This window comes from Proteus faecis, from assembly GCF_003144395.1.
Classification (GTDB): Bacteria; Pseudomonadota; Gammaproteobacteria; order Enterobacterales; family Enterobacteriaceae; genus Proteus; species Proteus faecis.
This window is the reverse complement of record NZ_PENZ01000028.1, coordinates 90,814-109,764: the sequence shown is the minus strand read 5'-3', so window position 1 is coordinate 109,764 and position 18,951 is coordinate 90,814. Positions and strand designations below refer to the sequence as shown.

15 protein-coding genes and 1 other RNA gene are annotated in these 18,951 nt (G+C 36.4%); 9 read left to right on the top strand and 7 right to left on the bottom strand.

The features are described 5' to 3' along the window. Nucleotides 1-181: 181 nt before the first annotated feature. The 6 genes from lpdA to DK858_RS07620 all read left to right on the top strand — a co-directional run bounded on the left by lpdA (nt 182) and on the right by DK858_RS07620 (nt 7,744). On the top strand, nt 182-1,609 hold the full coding sequence (gene lpdA, locus DK858_RS07645; protein WP_075670832.1) for a dihydrolipoyl dehydrogenase: 1,428 nt from the start codon (nt 182-184) through the stop codon (nt 1,607-1,609). A 467-nt stretch (nt 1,610-2,076) separates the two neighbouring features. Next, the gene (gene acnB / locus DK858_RS07640; RefSeq protein ID WP_109396888.1) at nt 2,077-4,674 is read left to right on the top strand and encodes a bifunctional aconitate hydratase 2/2-methylisocitrate dehydratase; all 2,598 of its coding nucleotides are present in this window, start codon (nt 2,077-2,079) and stop codon (nt 4,672-4,674) included. Nucleotides 4,675-4,810: 136 nt separating this feature from the next. Then, nucleotides 4,811-5,182, top strand: a complete 372-nt coding sequence (locus tag DK858_RS07635) for a YacL family protein (RefSeq protein WP_023581519.1) — start codon at nt 4,811-4,813, stop codon at nt 5,180-5,182. 92 nt (nt 5,183-5,274) lie between these two features. Then, the gene (gene mscS, locus DK858_RS07630) at nt 5,275-6,135 is read left to right on the top strand and encodes a small-conductance mechanosensitive channel MscS (protein ID WP_109396887.1); all 861 of its coding nucleotides are present in this window, start codon (nt 5,275-5,277) and stop codon (nt 6,133-6,135) included. Nucleotides 6,136-6,299: 164 nt separating this feature from the next. Further along, nucleotides 6,300-6,923, top strand: coding sequence for an arginine exporter ArgO (argO, locus tag DK858_RS07625; RefSeq protein ID WP_109396886.1), 624 nt, complete (start codon nt 6,300-6,302; stop codon nt 6,921-6,923). A gap of 86 nt (nt 6,924-7,009) precedes the next feature. Continuing rightward, a complete protein-coding gene (locus DK858_RS07620; RefSeq protein ID WP_109396885.1) occupies nt 7,010-7,744 on the top strand; it encodes an oxidative stress defense protein in 735 nt (244 codons plus the stop codon). 72 nt (nt 7,745-7,816) lie between these two features. Here the strand turns inward: DK858_RS07620 and DK858_RS07615 are convergent, their stop codons facing one another. Further along, nucleotides 7,817-8,716 carry a LysR family transcriptional regulator ArgP gene (locus DK858_RS07615; RefSeq protein ID WP_023581522.1) on the bottom strand — a complete coding sequence of 300 codons (900 nt, stop codon included), beginning with the start codon at nt 8,714-8,716 and terminating at the stop codon, nt 7,817-7,819. Between the two features lie 161 nt (nt 8,717-8,877). Between DK858_RS07615 and rpiA the strand changes: the two genes are divergently transcribed. Together rpiA and serA are read left to right on the top strand one after the other, a co-directional pair. Continuing rightward, entirely contained in the window at nt 8,878-9,534 is a 657-nt protein-coding gene (rpiA, locus tag DK858_RS07610; RefSeq protein ID WP_109396884.1) for a ribose-5-phosphate isomerase RpiA, read from the top strand. A 270-nt stretch (nt 9,535-9,804) separates the two neighbouring features. Further along, on the top strand, nt 9,805-11,055 hold the full coding sequence (gene serA / locus DK858_RS07605; RefSeq protein WP_109396883.1) for a phosphoglycerate dehydrogenase: 1,251 nt from the start codon (nt 9,805-9,807) through the stop codon (nt 11,053-11,055). 66 nt (nt 11,056-11,121) lie between these two features. On the opposite strand, the gene DK858_RS07600 is transcribed toward serA, so the two are convergent. From DK858_RS07600 to zapA, 6 genes are all read right to left on the bottom strand, one after another. Continuing rightward, entirely contained in the window at nt 11,122-13,224 is a 2,103-nt protein-coding gene (locus DK858_RS07600) for a type I secretion system permease/ATPase (RefSeq protein WP_109396882.1), read from the bottom strand. A gap of 26 nt (nt 13,225-13,250) precedes the next feature. Beyond that, entirely contained in the window at nt 13,251-14,621 is a 1,371-nt protein-coding gene (locus DK858_RS07595) for an HlyD family type I secretion periplasmic adaptor subunit (protein WP_109396881.1), read from the bottom strand. Next, a complete protein-coding gene (locus DK858_RS07590; RefSeq protein ID WP_109396880.1) occupies nt 14,621-16,681 on the bottom strand; it encodes a peptidase domain-containing ABC transporter in 2,061 nt (686 codons plus the stop codon). The genes DK858_RS07595 and DK858_RS07590 overlap by 1 nt, the downstream gene beginning before the upstream one ends. 117 nt (nt 16,682-16,798) lie before the next feature. After that, nucleotides 16,799-17,392, bottom strand: coding sequence for a 5-formyltetrahydrofolate cyclo-ligase (locus DK858_RS07585; RefSeq protein WP_109396879.1), 594 nt, complete (start codon nt 17,390-17,392; stop codon nt 16,799-16,801). Between the two features lie 170 nt (nt 17,393-17,562). Continuing rightward, nucleotides 17,563-17,746: non-coding RNA, 6S RNA (gene ssrS, locus DK858_RS07580), on the bottom strand. 109 nt (nt 17,747-17,855) lie between these two features. Continuing rightward, nucleotides 17,856-18,185 carry a cell division protein ZapA gene (zapA, locus tag DK858_RS07575; RefSeq protein ID WP_023581530.1) on the bottom strand — a complete coding sequence of 110 codons (330 nt, stop codon included), beginning with the start codon at nt 18,183-18,185 and terminating at the stop codon, nt 17,856-17,858. A 176-nt stretch (nt 18,186-18,361) separates the two neighbouring features. On the opposite strand from zapA, the gene DK858_RS07570 reads away from it, so the two are divergent. Then, nucleotides 18,362-18,940 (top strand): YecA/YgfB family protein, encoded by a 579-nt coding sequence (locus tag DK858_RS07570; RefSeq protein ID WP_109396878.1) that lies wholly within the window; start codon nt 18,362-18,364, stop codon nt 18,938-18,940. Nucleotides 18,941-18,951 lie beyond the last annotated feature (11 nt).

Genomic DNA, 18,951 nt, shown 5'->3' with positions numbered 1-18,951 from the left:
CACCGGTTTCTCTGATTACAGTGATGGATTTTACAGTCATACATCTTAGGTTGTGAGATCCGTCATGTTAGAGCGCTTTTCAGTTTATTAACATTTCTGTAAACTGCATGCGGTATGTAAGTCTCGGTGTTAAATATGGATTATCGTCTGACTCGCCGGACAAATAAATAATGAGGTCACGATGAGTACTGAAATTAAAGCACAGGTAGTGGTTCTCGGTGCAGGCCCTGCGGGTTATTCCGCGGCGTTCCGTTGCGCTGACTTAGGTTTAGAAACAGTTTTAGTGGAACGTCACTCTACTTTAGGTGGTGTTTGTCTGAACGTGGGTTGTATCCCTTCTAAAGCGTTACTCCACGTTGCTAAAGTTATCGAAGAAGCGAAAGCATTATCTGAACACGGTGTTGTATTTGATGCACCAAAAACAGATATCGACAAAATTCGCATCTGGAAAGATAAAGTTATCTCTCAGTTAACGGGTGGCTTAGCGGGCATGGCTAAAGGCCGTAAAGTGACCGTCGTTAATGGCGAAGCTCGATTCACTGGTTCTCACACATTGTCTGTTGAAGGTGCTGAAGGTACAACTACCATCACTTTTGACAATGCAATCGTTGCTGCCGGCTCACGTCCAATTGAATTACCGTTTATTCCACATGAAGATCCACGTGTGTGGGACTCAACAGATGCACTGCAACTGAAAACCGTACCAGAGCGTTTACTGGTTATGGGTGGTGGTATCATCGGTCTGGAAATGGGAACGGTTTATCACTCTCTGGGTTCTCAGATTGACGTAGTTGAAATGTTTGATCAGGTTATTCCTGCTGCTGATAAAGACGTGGTTAAAGTATTTACCAAACGTATCAGCAAGAAATTTAACCTGATGCTAGAAACTAAAGTCACTGCTGTTGAAGCAAAAGAAGATGGCATCTATGTAACAATGGAAGGCAAAAAAGCCCCAGCAGAACCACAACGTTACGATGCAGTATTAGTTGCTATCGGTCGTGTACCTAACGGTAAACTGTTAGACGCAGGTAAAGCTGGTATCGAAGTTGATGATCGTGGCTTTATCCATGTTGATAAACAAATGCGTACTAATGTACCTCACATCTTTGCTATCGGTGACATCGTTGGTCAACCAATGCTGGCTCACAAAGGTGTCCATGAAGGTCACGTTGCAGCAGAAGTTATCTCTGGTAAAAAACATTACTTCGATCCTAAAGTTATTCCATCTATCGCTTATACTGAACCAGAAGTTGCATGGGTTGGTATGACTGAAAAAGAAGCGAAAGAGAAGGGGGTTAGCTATGAAGTGGCTTCTTTCCCTTGGGCCGCATCAGGCCGTGCAATCGCATCAGATTGTGCTGATGGTATGACTAAGCTGATTTTTGACAAAGAAACTAACCGTGTTATCGGTGGTGCTATTGTCGGTTCTAACGGTGGTGAACTGTTAGGTGAAATCGGTCTTGCAATTGAAATGGGTTGTGATGCTGAAGATATCGCATTAACTATCCACGCTCACCCAACGTTATACGAGTCAATCGGTATGGCTGCGGAAGTATTTGAAGGTAGTATCACTGACCTGCCAAATCCAAAAGCGAAAAAGAAAAAATAAGCGACTTGTTTACTGAGCACTAGCTTTACTTAAAATAGTTTTGCTGAGAACAGTTTACTAAAGTAGTTTAAATGATAAGGGCTAAGTTCTTTATAGAACTTGGCTCTTTTTTTATGCTTTCTGTTGTTTATTTAATCGATGATTTCGCTTTAGTGCTAATTTGAGGGTAAAAAAAACTATAAAAAGTGTGGTTATTAACCAAAATCTTGGTTAAAAGTCCCTGTTATATATTTTGTTTAAGTGTTTTAATCTGAATAAGTGGATATTTGAATCTGATTAATGTTACTTTTATGTGAACGAATTAACATAGTGTTGAAGATTTGCTATGCTGATAGCCCTTAGCTGGGCATAATTTTACAACCTCTTATGTTTTATGCGAGCAAAAGATCCTCTGACCTGGCATCCTTCAACAGACGGGGTGCAGACAGCCGGGTTATACAAAATGACAAAGAAGCGAGGAGACAGTCGTGCTAGAAGAATACCGTAAGCACGTAGCAGAGCGTGCAGCTGAAGGTGTCGTTCCAAAACCTCTCGATGCCACACAAACAGCCGCACTTGTTGAGCTATTAAAAAATCCCCCTAAAGGTGAAGAAGAATTTCTTCTTGATTTAATTGTTAACCGTGTTCCACCCGGAGTTGATGAAGCTGCCTATGTTAAGGCGGGTTTTTTAACTGCCCTCGCGAAAGGCGAAACTACATCACCCCTTATCTCACCAGAAAAAGCTGTTGAATTATTAGGTACTATGCAAGGTGGCTATAATATCCATGCTTTAATTGAATCTCTGGAAAATGATAAGTTAGCCCCAATTGCAGCCAAAGCACTTTCTCACACATTACTGATGTTTGATAACTTCTATGATGTTGAGGAAAAAGCGAAAGCAGGCAATGTTTATGCTAAGCAAATTATGCAATCTTGGGCTGATGCACAGTGGTTTACTGAGCGCCCTGAATTAGCAGAAAAAATTACTGTTACTGTATTTAAAGTCACTGGTGAAACCAATACCGATGACTTATCACCTGCACCAGATGCTTGGTCTCGTCCTGATATCCCATTACATGCTTTAGCAATGCTGAAAAATGCACGCGAAGGTATTGAACCTGATCAGCCGGGTAGCGTAGGTCCAATTAAGCAAATCGAAACGTTAAATAAGAAAGGCTTCCCATTGGCTTATGTTGGTGATGTTGTAGGAACCGGCTCATCACGTAAATCAGCAACTAACTCTGTACTTTGGTTTATGGGAGACGATATTCCGTTTGTCCCTAATAAACGTGGTGGCGGGGTTGTTCTTGGTGGAAAAATTGCGCCTATCTTCTTTAATACTATGGAAGATGCAGGTGCACTCCCTATTGAAGTTGATGTTTCTAAATTAAATATGGGTGATGTCATTGATATTTACCCATACAAAGGTGAAATTCGTAACCATGAAACGAATGAGTTACTGGAAACCTTTGAGCTGAAAACAGAAGTATTAATTGATGAAGTTCGTGCTGGTGGTCGTATTCCATTGATTATTGGTCGTGGATTAACGTCAAAAGCGCGCGAATCACTAGGTTTACCAGCTAGCACATTGTTCCGTCATGCTAAACCTGTTGAAGAAAGTAACCGCGGTTTCTCTCTCGCCCAGAAAATGGTAGGTCGTGCTTGTGGCCGCGCAGGTATTCGCCCTGGCGAATATTGTGAACCCAAAATGACCTCAGTAGGTTCACAAGATACAACCGGTCCAATGACTCGTGATGAGTTAAAAGACTTAGCATGTCTTGGTTTCTCTGCGGATTTAGTGATGCAATCATTCTGTCATACCGCAGCTTATCCAAAGCCAGTCGATGTTACAACGCATCACACCTTACCTGATTTTATTATGAACCGTGGTGGTGTTTCACTGCGTCCAGGTGATGGTATTATCCACTCATGGTTAAACCGTATGTTATTACCTGATACGGTAGGTACAGGTGGTGACTCACATACTCGTTTCCCTATTGGTATCTCATTCCCAGCAGGTTCTGGCCTCGTGGCTTTTGCTGCAGCAACAGGGGTTATGCCATTAGATATGCCAGAATCTGTTCTGGTACGTTTTAAAGGTGAAATGCAACCGGGCGTGACACTGCGTGACTTAGTTCATGCTATTCCTTACTACGCGATCCAAGAGGGTTTACTGACAGTTGAGAAAAAAGGTAAGAAGAACATTTTCTCTGGTCGTATTCTTGAGATTGAAGGTTTACCAGAACTGAAAGTAGAACAAGCATTTGAACTTGCTGATGCATCAGCAGAACGATCAGCTGCGGGTTGTACCATTAAACTGGATAAAGCGCCTATTATTGAGTATTTACAATCTAACATCATCTTACTGAAATGGATGATTGCTGAAGGTTATGGTGATCGTCGTACCATTGAACGTCGTATCACTTCAATGGAAAGCTGGTTGAAAGATCCGCAATTACTTGAAGCCGATGCCGATGCAGAATATGCGGCAGTGATCGAAATTGATTTAAATGAGATCAAAGAGCCAATTTTATGTGCGCCGAATGATCCTGATGATGCTCGCCTGTTATCCGAAGTGGCAAACAGCAAAATTGATGAAGTATTCATTGGTTCTTGTATGACCAACATTGGGCACTTCCGTGCTGCAGGTAAACTGCTTGATCAACACAAAGGTCAATTACCAACACGTTTATGGGTTGCTCCACCAACAAAAATGGATGCGGCACAATTAACGGAAGAAGGCTATTATAGCGTCTTTGGTAAGAGTGGAGCTCGTATCGAAGTGCCAGGTTGTTCACTATGTATGGGTAACCAAGCACGAGTTGCTGATGGTGCAACTGTTGTTTCAACATCAACACGAAACTTCCCTAACCGTTTAGGTACAGGTGCAAATGTGTATCTTGCTTCTGCGGAGCTTGCGGCAGTTGCTTCATTACTCGGTCGTTTACCAGAGCCACAAGAGTATCTGGATTTCATAAATAAAGTGGATGAAACCGCAGAAGATACTTATCGTTATTTAAACTTCGACCAACTAGAGCAATATACAGATAAAGCAGACCAAGTTATTTTCCAAACAACGGTATAATGGTTAATTTATTGCTTTAAAGTATTTTATATGAACAAACGGGAGGCAAATGCCTCCCGTTTTTTGTTATTTTTGTCATAATAAGAATAAGATATTTTTTATTAAAAAAGCGAGAGCTTTATAAGGGGCGTACACCATGGATTATGAATTTCAGCGAGATCTCACTGGCGGTATACTAGCCCGTTTTTCGATGGATCATGAAGCAATAGGTTATTGGTTGAATGATGAAATTCAAGGCGATATTAGTCTTATAGATCAAATTCTTGAAGAAATGGAAGGTATTAAAGGCAGTGAAAGACAGTGGGAACTTATCGGTAAAGAATACAGTCTTTCTATTGATGACGAAGAGGTGATGGTAAGAGCGAATACCTTGCATTTTGAAACAGATGAAATGGAAGAGGGCATGAGCTATTACGATAATGAGAGTATCTCTTTTTGTGGTTTAGATGATTTTGCTACCATGCTACAAAAATATCGGTTATTTATTCTGGAAAATAGAAGAAATTAACAAATCCTATATATTTCTTGAATAAATCTGCCACAATATACTATTGAATTACTATTCTTTTCATTACGTTTTTAAGTTTAAAAGGTGGTCTAATGAATGAATTACCCGCTAGTTTAGATGAAGCAACAGGTTGGTTTGTCGCAAATCAGGATCTCTTTATTCAGTATGCGGTGAATATTATTGCAGCATTTTTGATACTATTTGTTGGTCTTTTTGTGGCAAAAATGATTGGTAAAGGTGTTGCGAGAGTTTTAACGTTGCGCCATATTGATGCTACTGTTGTGACATTTCTGTCTGTCCTAGTTCGTTATACCGTTGTTGCTTTTACCTTAATTGCAGTATTAGGACGATTAGGCGTTCAAACAGCGTCTGTTATCGCTGTGCTAGGTGCTGCCGGTTTAGCCGTCGGTTTAGCATTACAAGGTTCACTGTCTAACTTTGCTGCTGGTGTACTGATTGTTATTTTCCGCCCAATCCGTACAGATGAATATGTGATAATTGGTGCTGTTGAAGGTACAGTGAAAGATGTGCAAATTTTTTCTACAACATTACGTTCTGCTGATGACAGAATAATCGTTATCCCAAATAGTAAAATTATCAGTAGTGATGTGATTAACTTAAGCCGTGAGCCTAATCGCCGTACACAAATTATTGTTGGTGTAGCTTATGATGCTGATATTGATAAAGTAAAACAAGTACTGGGTGACGTTGTTGCAAAAGACAAACGTATTCAACATGAACAAGGTGTGACGATCCGTTTACATGAAATGGCTCCGTCTTCATTAAATTTTGTGGTACGGGTTTGGACAACGAATGCTGATGCATGGCCGGTTTATTGGGATTTAATGGAAGATTTTAAACGTGCATTAGATGCAAATAATATTGGTATTCCATTCCCACAAATGGATGTTTATATGCATCAAACACAAAATACAACGGCTAAAACCGAGTAGTTTTACCATAAATAGATGACACAGAGCCACGTGATTAACGTGGCTTTTTTTCTTTATTACTATTAGTTTTTCTTATTAACAATAAGAATGATTCATTTCCTCTAATATCAAAATCCCCCTATTATTTATCCAATATTAAACGAATAATTATTAGGGTATATTGCATGTTCACAACTTTTTTTCAGGGGTTTTTATTAAGTGCAGCAATGATTTTGCCAATAGGTGCTCAGAATGCCTTTGTTTTACAACAAGGAAGTAAAAAGCAGTTTCATTTAATGAGTGCATTATTATGCGCTTTAAGTGATGTGATTTTGATCACTGCAGGTGTCTTTGGTGGAAGTGCTCTGCTCAGCCAATCAGAAATCCTTTTACTACTGATCACTTGGGGAGGCGTGGCGTTTTTATTATGGTATGGCTGGAATGCATTTAAAACGGCTTTTTCAAAAGATATTGAATTATCACAAAGTGAAAATCAGATAAAAAACCGTTGGCGTGTGATTGTGACATTAATTGCCGTAACTTGGCTTAATCCTCATGTTTATTTAGATACTTTTGTTGTGATAGGCAGTATTGGTGGGCAATTAACCGCAGAACTACGTCCTTGGTTTACATGTGGTGCAATACTTGCCTCTATAAGTTGGTTTTTTGCGTTATCACTACTCGCTGCTTGGTTTTCTCCAATATTAAGCAAAGCACGCGCTCAACGTATTATTAATCTGTTTGTAGGATGTGTCATGTGGTTTATTGCTGCTCAATTAGCAGCACAAGGATTGAAAACTCTCTTTTAATCTTAAAGAACTTTACATCATATATGCTAATGTTCTTCTTAGTCCTAAAAACAGGACATTAAAATTTATTTTGTCAGGGGGTTTTTGTGAAATTAAAAGCGATTGTATTAGCATCCGTGTTTACACTGGGATTACCTTCCATTGCACTCGCTGCATCGGAGCCAGAAGGACCACATATTACAACATCGGGCAATGCGACAATTAAAGCCGCTCCTGATATGGCAACATTAAATATTCAGGTTAATGAAAGAGCAAAAGATGCTGCTCAAGCTAAGAAACAAGTTGATGAGCGTGTTGCGAAATATTTTGCCTTCTTAAAAGAAAATGGTGTTGTAAAGGAAGATATTGATGCTGCAAATATCCGTACTCAACCAAACTATGAGTATGATAAAAAAGCAGAACGTTCAGTGATTAATGGCTATACCGCAACACGTACTGTTAATGTGAAAATCAAGAAATTAGAACAGCTTAATACGTTGCTTGATGGTGCATTAGCGGCGGGTTTAAATGAGATTAATAACGTTGAATTTGGTGTAAATAATCCAGAGCAATATAAAGCGAAAGCACGTGAAGTGGCGATTAAAAATGCGATTGATCAAGCAAGTTCAGTTGCAAAAGGTTTTGGCGCTGATTTAGGTGCAGTTTATAGTGTAAGTTATCGAGCACCAGAGGCAACGCCTTATCCAATTGCACAGGTGCGTATGGATGCAATGGCACTGAAAGCTCAAGCACCTGCCGCTGTACAAGAAACTTATCAACAACAAAGTATTGAATTTAAAGATTATGTGGATGTGGTTTTTGAATTAAAACGCACTAAATAATTGTACTACGATAAAACAGAATAGGCTTCAATATGAAGCCTATTCTTTATGGTAACAAGATTAAATAGTGTATTACTCTTCGTCCTGTTTTAAAACTTTACGACCAAAATCAATCAGTGCATCTGTCACTTTTCTCATGGTTCTACTTTCTGGCGCAAATCGGTGCCAATAGAGCATACGTCGTTGGCAAAGCCCCGGTGTTAAATCAACCAGTTCTCCACTTTTTAGTTCATTCGCAATTTGTAGATGTGGGATCATACAGCAGGTTGAACCTTGTTTAGCTAATTGCACGAAGGCTTCAGAGGAGTTCACAATATGACACGGCACACTACCAGGAGATAAACCGAAATTCTGTTGTAAAAATGCCTGATGCATATCATCAAGATGATCAAATGCGACTGCCGGCGCTTTTAATAACGAAGATTTTGTTACACCGTTGGTAAAGTAGCGTTGAGCAAAGTCAGGAGAAGCAACGAATAGGTAATCGAGCGCGCCTAATTGATCGACAAGACAACTTGGTAGTGCTTGTGGCTGAATACTGATTGCACCAACGACTTCGCCTCGTCTTAATCGTTCTTGAGTGCGAGTTTCATCTTCCACTTGAATATTGAGACGAATAGGCAGTTGCGTTAAGACTGGATGTAAAGCGGGTAATAACCATGTCGCTAAACTGTCAGCATTCACTGCCAAAGAGAGTAAAAGAGGTGTAGAACCGCTGTTTTCATCACCTAACCATTGCTCTTCAAGTAATTCTACTTGATGCAATAGTGCTAATAATTTTTGTCCTTGCTCTGTGGGTTGAGGTGGAACAGTTCTAACTAATAGCGGTTGTCCAAATAAATTTTCTAACTGTTTGATACGCTGAGAAACGGCAGATTGTGTAATACATAACTTTTGCGCGGCTCTTTCAAAACCACGTTCTCGAATGACGGCATCAAGGGCTTGTAATGCTCGATAATCAGGGCGTTTCATTAACAGACTCTCTTCGATTTTATATTCTATCGCTTACTATGCCATATTTTTCGTTGTAATGAGTTAAAATGTTGCTTCTCAGTTTTTGATGTGTCTCGTGCTAGTTTTGAATGCAATATGCTATTCTTAATCCATTAATGTGATAAATAAGGTTTTTTTAAATGACTCAGGATGAATTGAAAAAAGCAGTAGGTTGGGCGGCGCTTGAATATGTAAAACCAGGCACGATTGTGGGTGTTGGTACTGGCTCTACGGCTTCTCACTTTATTGATGCATTAGCAACAATGAAAGGTCAAATTGAAGGCACCGTTTCAAGTTCAGAGGCATCAACTGCAAAATTAAAAAGTTACGGCATTCCTGTTTTCGACTGTAATGAAGTCGATTCTTTAGATATCTATGTTGATGGTGCTGATGAAATTAACCACCAGATGCAAATGATCAAAGGTGGTGGGGCTGCATTAACACGTGAAAAAATCATTGCTGGTGTAGCGAAAACATTTATCTGTATCGTTGATGAATCTAAACAAGTTGATATATTAGGTAAATTCCCTCTACCTGTTGAAGTTATTCCAATGGCGCGCTCTTATGTAGCTCGTGAATTGGTTAAACTGGGTGGTTTGCCTGAATATCGCGAAAACGTAGTAACAGATAACGGTAACGTTATTTTAGACGTTCATAACTTAACGATCCTTAACCCTATTGAACTGGAAAACAAAATTAACAGTATTCCAGGGGTTGTAACCGTAGGATTATTTGCTAACCGTGGCGCAAACATTGTTTTAATGGGCACATCTGAAGGTGTGAAAACTATTAAGTAATTTTTTAAGATAGGTAGCGATGGCTACCTATTTTTTTAAATTATTTTAGAAACTGCAAATTCAGTGATATATATCACATGATAGTTATATCTCTCTTTAAAATCCTGCCATTTTCGAAGTCAAAATCATTTTACTCGGTAGAAAATCACTTTATTTACCGCTTATTCTGTCATCATGGCAATCGGTTGTATTGCCACAAAATCTATTTTTGTTATGTTGATGAGACAGGATTTTGTTTTCATTAAATGTAATAACGATAGGGCAGGGTAAATGGTCAAAGTATCTTTGGAAAAAGAAAAGATAAAGTTTCTACTCCTTGAAGGGGTGCATCAAAGTGCAGTAGAAAATTTAAGAGCTGCGGGTTACACCAATATTGAATATCACAAAGGCGCATTATCGGACGAAGAATTAAAAGAAGCTATCCGCGATGCTCGTTTTGTGGGGCTTCGTTCCCGCACTCATTTAACAGAAGAAATTTTTGCCGCGGCTGAAAAATTAGTCGCTGTGGGATGCTTCTGTATCGGTACTAATCAAGTTGATTTAGATGCTGCTGCTCGTCGCGGTATTCCTGTTTTTAACGCGCCTTTCTCAAACACTCGTTCCGTGGCTGAGATGGTGCTTGGTGAATTACTGTTATTATTGCGTCGTATCCCTGAAGCAAGCGCGAAAGCGCATCGTGGAATTTGGGATAAACAAGCCAAAGGCTGTTTTGAAGCTCGCGGTAAAAAACTGGGTATTATTGGCTATGGTCACATTGGTACACAGTTAGGTATTTTGGCTGAAAGTGTGGGTCTAGATGTCTATTTCTATGATATCGAAAACAAACTGCCATTAGGTAATGCAACTCAAATTCGTCATCTCTCTGAACTGTTGAATATGAGTGACATCGTCAGCTTACATGTGCCAGAAACACCGTCAACAAAAAATATGATTGGGCATGAAGAAATTCAGCGTATGAAACCAGGCTCAATTCTGATCAATGCTTCTCGTGGTACTGTGGTTGATATTCCTGCGTTATCACAAGCTCTAGAATCAAAGCATTTATCTGGTGCTGCAGTTGACGTATTCCCTACGGAGCCGGGAGCAAATAACGATCCGAACGATCCGTTTGTTTCTGAACTTATCAAATTTGATAATGTGATCTTAACTCCACATATTGGTGGTTCAACTCAAGAAGCTCAAGAAAATATTGGCTATGAAGTTGCAGGTAAATTAGCGAAATATTCAGATAATGGCTCTACGCTATCTGCTGTTAACTTCCCTGAAGTCTCTCTGCCAAGCCATGGTGATGATGTAAACCGTTTACTGCATATTCATGAAAACCGTCCGGGTATGATGAATAGTATCAACAAAGTGTTTACTGAAGAAAATATCAATGTAGCTGCACAGTATTTACGTACATCAGGTAACGTCGGTTATGTTGTGATTGATATTACAACTCAAACTAAGGCTCAAGCTGAATTAGTGTTACAAAAAATCAAAGCATTACCTGGCACAATTCGTGCTCGTATGCTGTACTAATTTTTCTGATAATATTAATTAATGTATCAAAGGCTCGGTAATCGAGCCTTTTTATTTAATTGTCCATTATTGAGTTTGTTGTTTCCACAGATGGTAATAGAGCGAGCCATTTTCTAATAAATTAGAATGGGTGCCTTCTTCTGTAATTCTACCTTTATCAATGACATAAATATAATCTGAATTAGCCAGTGTATTAAGTCGATGGGCAATACTGATCACCGTTCTATTCTTACAAATTAAAGGTAAATTGGCTAAAATCTCTGCTTCAGATTCATAATCTAGAGCAGATGTCGCCTCATCTAAAAGAAGAATACGTGGATTTGGCAATAGCGCTCTTGCTAATGCAATGCGCTGACGCTGTCCGCCAGATAAATGACTACCTCTTTCTCCAACTTGAGTATTAAATTTTTGTGGTAATTGCTGTATGAAATCAAAGGCCCCAGCAAGTTTTGCTGCCTCATATATTTCATCTTCATGACAATAAGGTTTTGATAAACGAATATTTTCTGCAATAGTGCCACTAAACAAAAAACTATCTTGTAAAACAATGCCCATACTCTGTCTTAAAGAAAGTGGATCTGCAATGGCTATATCCATTCCATCAATATAAATTTGTCCTTGTTGTGGTGTATAAAAGCGTTGAATTAAACGGGTTAAGGTACTTTTTCCTGAGCCTGAAGGTCCTGTAATGCCAATGAATTTTCCCGCAGGAATCGATAATGAAATATTTTTAATCACTTCAGGTGTATTATCAGCATAGCGAAAATTAACATGAGAAAACGTAATTTCACCACTAATACTTGGTAAAGAGGTTAATCCTTGGTGCTGGAGTTCTGTTTGTGTATTTAAAATTTCACCAATGCGCTGTAATGACACGGTGGTTTGCTGAAAGTCTTGCCATATTTGTGCTAAGCGTAAAATAGGTTGGGTAATATGTGCCGCGAACATATTAAATGCAATTAGCTCGCCTATTGTCATTTGCATGTCCATGACTCGTTTCACGCCATACCATAAAATAATCGCGGTCGCTATTTTGTGTATCGTCATGATTATCTGTTGCGCTAATAATGCTTTTTTAGCGCCAGAAAAACGGGCAAGAATATGATAAGTTAGCTTATGTTGCCATTTTTTAAGAAAATAAATTTCTGTTGCTGTAATTTTTATTGTATCAATACCATTGATTGATTCTGTTAGTAAGCTTGTGTTTTCCGCATTGGCTTTATATTCCACTTCAACCCAATGACGAATAATGGGGCCTAAAATAATCCAAGTTAGAAAATAGAGTGTAAGCGCACCTAATGTTATCCATGTTAATAATGTTGAATAATAAAACATTATAGAGATAAACAAGGTAATAAAGATAAGATCAAGTACCATCATAAAAGCAGAACCCGCTATAAATTGACGAATATTAGAGAGCTCTTGTAGACGAGAAATGATTTGTCCTGCTTGGCGCTGATTAAAGAATTGAGTTGGTAGCCGAATTAGATGTTGATACGTTTTACCTGAAAATTCAGCACCTAATTTACAAGAGACAAATGAATATAATTTATCTCTTAAAAAAAGATAAGTGGGTTCAATAAGCGCAATAAGAACTAAAATAGATGCAAATACATGTAAATTAGATAAGCTTCTGCCCGTTAATACTTTATCAATAAAGTTTTCAAAAATAATAGGGCTAGCTAAAGAGAATAATTGAGTACAAAAAGAGAGAATAAAAATGAACCATAATATTTTTTTTTGCCTTAATAGTGAAGGAAAGAACCATTTTAAACTAAACTTTTCAAGTAAAGATGTTTTTTCAAACTGAATGACACGCAATATTTTTATTTTTTTATCAACACAAAAAGTGTATTTTTTGTAAGTGTTATCTTTAGGGTTGAAAATAAATAAATCATCATTCTTCTTATCTTTTAAAATAAACCAAAAATTATCTATTTCTATTAATATATCGCCGACAATATTATTGTTGTGATTGATATCAATAATATCAAAATTACACTTTAAATTGAGTAGGTTTGCTACTTCAATAATATTCCACTTTGTTAATTTTTTACTATCACCTAAAAAATGAAGTATTTGTTCTTTTTTTAAATCATTTTGATTTATTTTAGATATATAGAGTAGACTATCAATAATAGATGAATCATATTGTGTTTTATTTTTCATATGTATTTTCTTTAATTATGGTGTTATTATTTTTCTCTTAATGCTTCATGTCGATAAATATCTATTGGCGTTAATAAATAATCAATGACTCGTCTTTTATCGATAATAATTTCAGCAACTAAAGACATTCCTGCAGTTAATGGGTATTCTTCATTTTCCGTTTTGATAAATTGTTCATCTAATTCAATAAAAGCAGGATAAACTAATCCTAATTGCTCATGTTGGACTGAATCTTTCGCAATATTAATAATTTTTCCATTAATGGTGCCATATCGTGTATAAGGAAAGGCATCAATTTTTACAATTGCTTTTTGATCTTTACGTATGAAACCAATATCTTTATTTAAAATATTAACTTCAGCAATATTCCTTTGGGTTTCAGGTACAATTACCATAAGATTTTGAGAAGGTTGTAAAACTGCACCAAGCGTATGAACTTCTCGTTGCTGAACAGTACCAGAAACAGGCGCTTTGATGATTTTTAATTGCTGTCTTTTTTGTAAATGATTTAAACTTTGTGTATAAGTAACTAATTCATTTTCATATTGTTTGTATTTATCATACCACTCTAACGCTTTCTTCTTTTTGGTTTGAGCAAGGCTATCTTGAAGGTGTTTTTCTTGACTTAATAAAATTGATGACTCTGAAGTTTTTGTTGCTATTTTGCTATTAATATCAATAAGTTCTTTTTCATTCTCTAAATATTCCATTTTGCTGATTATTTTTTTATCATAAAGTGATTTAATAATATTAAAACGATGTTCAATATTATTTTTTAATATAATTAATGAATTAAGATCTTTTTTAATTAATGCTTTGTTTTTATGCAAAATTTCTATTTCTGTATCGATACCTTTTAGAATAGAATCAAACTCTTCTTTTTCTTTTTGATAACTTAAAACGACAGACTGCTGTGTTTTACTATCCAGTAAGTTATAGTGATTAAGTGATTGAGGTATAACATTCTGGTTTAATGCTTGATAGCGAGTTTTTAATAATGAGGTTATTTTTATCTGACTCTGAAGTTTTTTAATTTCTTCGTCAACCCCTAAAACATCAAGTGTTAATAATGGATCACCTTGATTAACAAATTGACCATTTTCAACATGGATCTCCATTAAGCGACTATGTTCATAGACTTGAATGCGCTGAGAATGTCCTGAAACGATTAATTTTCCTATTGCAGGTGCTTGAATATCGAGCTTTCCAATATAAGACCAAAATAGTAATATTACTACACTCAATGAAAGTAACATTGCAATATAATGGCTATAAGGTGTATGTGGTTTTTCAATTAATGCAATATGGTTTGGATAAAAATCATAATTAATTTTTTCTTTTTTTATAAAAAATTTTTTAAAAGAAAAAAGATTAAGTGATTTAAGATTAAATTTCATTATTTATTACCCTGTTGAAATGCTAAAAGTTTTTTATAGTGCCCCTCTTTTTTTATAAGAGTTTCATGACTTCCTTGTTCTACAATATGACCTTTTTCTAAAAATAAAATACGATTACATATTTTTGTTGTTGATAATCTATGAGCAATAATAATAACCGTTTTATTTCTAGCGATATAAGGTAAATGACGTTGTATAATTGCCTGAGATTCATCATCAAGTGCACTTGTTGCTTCATCGAAGATTAATATTTTTGGTTCTGGTAAAAGAGCTCTTGCAATAGCAATGCGTTGACGTTGCCCACCAGATAATGAGGTTCCACCTTCAGTAATTATGGTGTCATAACCAAGAGGAAGTTTAAGTATAAAATCATGCGCACCTGCTAATTTAGCGACGGAGATAACTTGATCTAAAGAGGCATCTGGAACAGATAATCGAATGTTATTAAATACACTTAAATGAAAGAGATAATTATCTTGTAGGATGTAACCTACTTGCTGGCGTAATGATATAGGGTTAATTTGAGAAATAGGGATCCCATCGAGAGTAATTAAACCTGTTTGCGGTGTATAAAGTCCCGCAATCATTTTTGCTAACGTACTTTTTCCTGAACCTGATGTACCAACAATTCCAATGATCTCATTAGGTTTAATATGAATTGAGAGATCATTTAAAATAGGTGCAGTTTTATCTTTATAGTAAAAATTTACCTGATTGAACGTGATTTCACCTTTTAGTTTATTTTTTACCGTTGCCTTTTCTTGTTCTTGGGGAAGGTTAAGAATATCTTGTAAATTATAAATTGCTGCTTTTGTTCTTATATATTTCCCCCAGATATCTATTGATTTTCCTAGTGGCTGTAAACATTGACTAAGTAACATGTTAAATGCAATAAGCTGGCCGATAGTCATTGATAGTGAAATAACTTCATAAGCACCTAACCATAAAATAGTGGCTACGGTTATTTTATGTAGAATTGAAATAATGTAATGGGAGAAATTATCAATGTTCTGTAATTTTAATCCCTTATTGGTTAATTGATGAATTTGTTCGTGCCATTGCTGGGTAAACCTTGGCTCAAGAGAAAGGCTTTTAATGGTTTCTATTCCACCTAAACTTTCGGTCAAAAAAGACACATTACTCGCTGATTTTTCATATAATTCTTGAACATTTTTTTCTATTTTTGGTGATAGCAGTTTTGCAAAAATAAAATAGAGAGGAATAGTGAGAAGAAATATAATTGTCAACTTTAGAGATAATATCGCCATAACACCAATAAAAATAAACATAAACGAAAAATCAACTAAAGCCATTAATAATATATTTGTAATAAAATCTCTAATAATATCTAACTCTTTAACTCTAGAAACAATGGTTCCCGTTGGACGAGATTTAAAATAACTGAGTGGTAATTTAAATAAATGAGATGTCAGTTTTAGACTTAATAATATATCAATCTTATTTGCAGTGTGTTGATATATATATTCTCTTATTCCCTTTAACACACCTTCTGAAATAGCAATGAAAATTAAACCTATAATTAATACGTCTAAAGTAGATAGCGCTTTATGAATAATAACTTTATCCATAATAACTTGGATCACTAGAGGAGAGGATAGTGCTAATAGTTGAAGTGTAAATGCATAGAATAAAATACTATAAAATGTTTTTTTATATTTCATAAAAACAGGGAAAAACCAAGAAATATTAAAGTAACTTTTGTTTTTAAATTCAAGATGATATATTGCACCCGTGCAAACTTTAATAAAATTTTCTTTAGTTAAAATTTCGGTTTCCTTTCTTTCTATGGAAAAAATAAGAAATTCTTGTTGATTGCTCTTTAATAAAATGAATGGCTCGTTTTTTTCATCAAAGAAAATAACAGGCTGTAATAATGGGGTGTTAATTAAGACATCTATTTTTTTTGATTTTAACTTGAAATTATAGTTATCTTCTAATGATTTGATAGTGTTTTGATTGCTTGATGTATTTTTTTCTTTTCCCATTATTTCTAGAATTATATTAATGCTTATTATTATTTTTTCTATATTAGATTTCATTTCTCGTCTAAACTCCTTTATAATTATTTTATATAAAAGAGTTATTAGATATTAATTCAATTAAAAAAAATATAAAAAAACAAAGATGATATAACTACGTATTAATATAAACTTAAATTAAAAGTGCCATACTTTTGTTGGTGTAATAATTTCAGGCAATGGAACATCCCAAGTAGCGGTCGGGAGATATTCAACTTGTTGGCAAGTATGAGCAAGCCCCATTGGGTAAAATGATTTCTGTTGCCAGTTTTCTAATGTTCTATCGTAAAAACCGCCTCCCATACCTAATCGTTGGCCTAGTGCATCAAAAGCCACTAACGGTGTAAAAATAATATCAATATCAGAGATAGGAATAACCATATTCACATTTAAAGGAGGCTCAGAAATATTAAAGCGATTTTTAACTAATACAGTAGAAGGTGTGTAGCGTAAAAAAAGGAGGTGATGACGATGAAATGGATGTAATACAGGTAAGCAAACCTGTTTATTTAATGCCCACAGCTGAGAGATCAAAGGAGATGTATCAATTTCACCATCAAAAGAAAGAAACAGTGCGATAGTTTGTGCATGTTTGATTTTGGGGTGAGAAAGAACTTGCTTACATAATTGTTCAGCTGCCTGTTGTTGTTCGTCTAATGTCAGTAAACGTCGTTTTTGGCGAATAGTTTTGCGGATTTCATCTCTTTGTTGAAAAAGTGAAGTATGCGTCATTCATTAATCCATCAATAAGTGCTTGGTATTAAGCTGAAACCATCATTCTAATCAATTTATCACACTTTAGAGGTAAGAAAGCGAAGAAGTTGAAGATATGAGAATAGAAGCATAAAAAAAGTTCTAAACACTAAGTAGTTATAAAATACCTAATGTTTAGAACTTTAGTAGGGGTCTCCAAGATGCCGCCGCAAGCTGTAACCCTTGAACCCATGGTCCAAGGTGAACATAGTGTTGCTACCATTAGGCTGCCTGAACGAATCGGGTATGCTCACAAGCAACAGATCACCACGTTCTATGTGTTTCGAATATCGGCTCAGGGGACTGGCCCGCTGGCAAACATCTCAGAGAAATTTGGTGGGTGCGTTAAGCACCTTATCTATGAACTATTGTATTATTTTAATTGTAGAAAGCAACCTATTATCTGTGAATTTCGTGGTGTACGCATGCTTTCTGAACAAATCTACTTCGCTGTTGAAAAAGTGCGATCATGGTGCTTGCCTTGATCGTGTAAAGCTTGTTCAATGGATTGTTGTAGCATTTTTATCTTCTCTTCCATGTTGTAGGCATAGTCTCTGGTTTTTAACTTTTCTTCTGCCAACTCATGACTCATATTTAATGCCACGATAAAAATTAAGTGCTCTGTATTGGAAACACCACTACGTTCTTTGAGATCTTGTAATCGTTGTTCCAGTTCAGCAGCAGAAGCCAGTAAAGCATCTCTTTGTTCTGGTGGGCAATTGACACGTAATGAACGCCCAAAAATTTGAAGATCAACGGGTTGTGCGGACATGATTCCTTCCTGACATAAAATCTGTGCTACGTGTTTAGTAGTGTATACGGTTATAACGCTGTATTAAACGCTATTACTGCAAAAATTCCAATGATTAACATGGCTTAACTGGTACAGCGACTTCTATTGATGGTAGCATATCTTGAACTATTCCCCTAAATGCGACGTTTATTCTTATGTCAAAACAGAACACATTACCGAATTATCAAACTATTGATGCATTATTACAGCAACATACAGTACCTTTAACCGCGGCTGAAATGCATGGTTTGATTACAGGATTTATTTGCGGTGCAGTGCGCGATAGCAGTTGGAAAACCTTATTGCACGATCTGACTAATGAAGGTTTAGCTTTTCCTAAAACGCTATCTGAGCCACTTGAAGAGCTTTATCACATCACCTATGAACAGCTCGATGACAGTGTGTTCAACTTCTTTATGCTAGTGCCTGACGAGTCTGAATCGGTTTTTTCAAGAGCCGATGCACTTGCGGGTTGGGTTAATCATTTTCTTTTAGGGCTGGGAGTTGCTCAACCTAAGTTGTCTGATCATAAAGAATTGACCGAAGTGATTACGGATTTACGTAATATTGGTGCGCTAGGTTACGAAGAAGACGAAAACCAAGAAGAACTTGAAGATGCACTTGAAGAAGTCAGTGAATATGTAAAAGTATCTGTTCAACTTTGTTATATCACTTTTGTCGCACCAAAAGACAAAGAAAATAACGAACAAAATGAGCAACGTGTACTACATTAATTTCATCATTA

What these genes read in the sequence shown, in the direction of transcription:
- lpdA (WP_075670832.1), top strand. Translation starts at nt 182, where the DNA reads ATGAGTACTGAAATTAAAGCACAGGTAGTGGTTCTCGGTGCAGGCCCT.
- DK858_RS07635 (WP_023581519.1), top strand. Translation starts at nt 4,811, where the DNA reads ATGGATTATGAATTTCAGCGAGATCTCACTGGCGGTATACTAGCCCGT.
- mscS (WP_109396887.1), top strand. Translation starts at nt 5,275, where the DNA reads ATGAATGAATTACCCGCTAGTTTAGATGAAGCAACAGGTTGGTTTGTC.
- argO (WP_109396886.1), top strand. Translation starts at nt 6,300, where the DNA reads ATGTTCACAACTTTTTTTCAGGGGTTTTTATTAAGTGCAGCAATGATT.
- DK858_RS07615 (WP_023581522.1), bottom strand. Translation starts at nt 8,716, where the DNA reads ATGAAACGCCCTGATTATCGAGCATTACAAGCCCTTGATGCCGTCATT.
- rpiA (WP_109396884.1), top strand. Translation starts at nt 8,878, where the DNA reads ATGACTCAGGATGAATTGAAAAAAGCAGTAGGTTGGGCGGCGCTTGAA.
- serA (WP_109396883.1), top strand. Translation starts at nt 9,805, where the DNA reads ATGGTCAAAGTATCTTTGGAAAAAGAAAAGATAAAGTTTCTACTCCTT.
- DK858_RS07600 (WP_109396882.1), bottom strand. Translation starts at nt 13,224, where the DNA reads ATGAAAAATAAAACACAATATGATTCATCTATTATTGATAGTCTACTC.
- DK858_RS07595 (WP_109396881.1), bottom strand. Translation starts at nt 14,621, where the DNA reads ATGAAATTTAATCTTAAATCACTTAATCTTTTTTCTTTTAAAAAATTT.
- DK858_RS07590 (WP_109396880.1), bottom strand. Translation starts at nt 16,681, where the DNA reads ATGAAATCTAATATAGAAAAAATAATAATAAGCATTAATATAATTCTA.
- DK858_RS07585 (WP_109396879.1), bottom strand. Translation starts at nt 17,392, where the DNA reads ATGACGCATACTTCACTTTTTCAACAAAGAGATGAAATCCGCAAAACT.
- zapA (WP_023581530.1), bottom strand. Translation starts at nt 18,185, where the DNA reads ATGTCCGCACAACCCGTTGATCTTCAAATTTTTGGGCGTTCATTACGT.
- DK858_RS07570 (WP_109396878.1), top strand. Translation starts at nt 18,362, where the DNA reads ATGTCAAAACAGAACACATTACCGAATTATCAAACTATTGATGCATTA.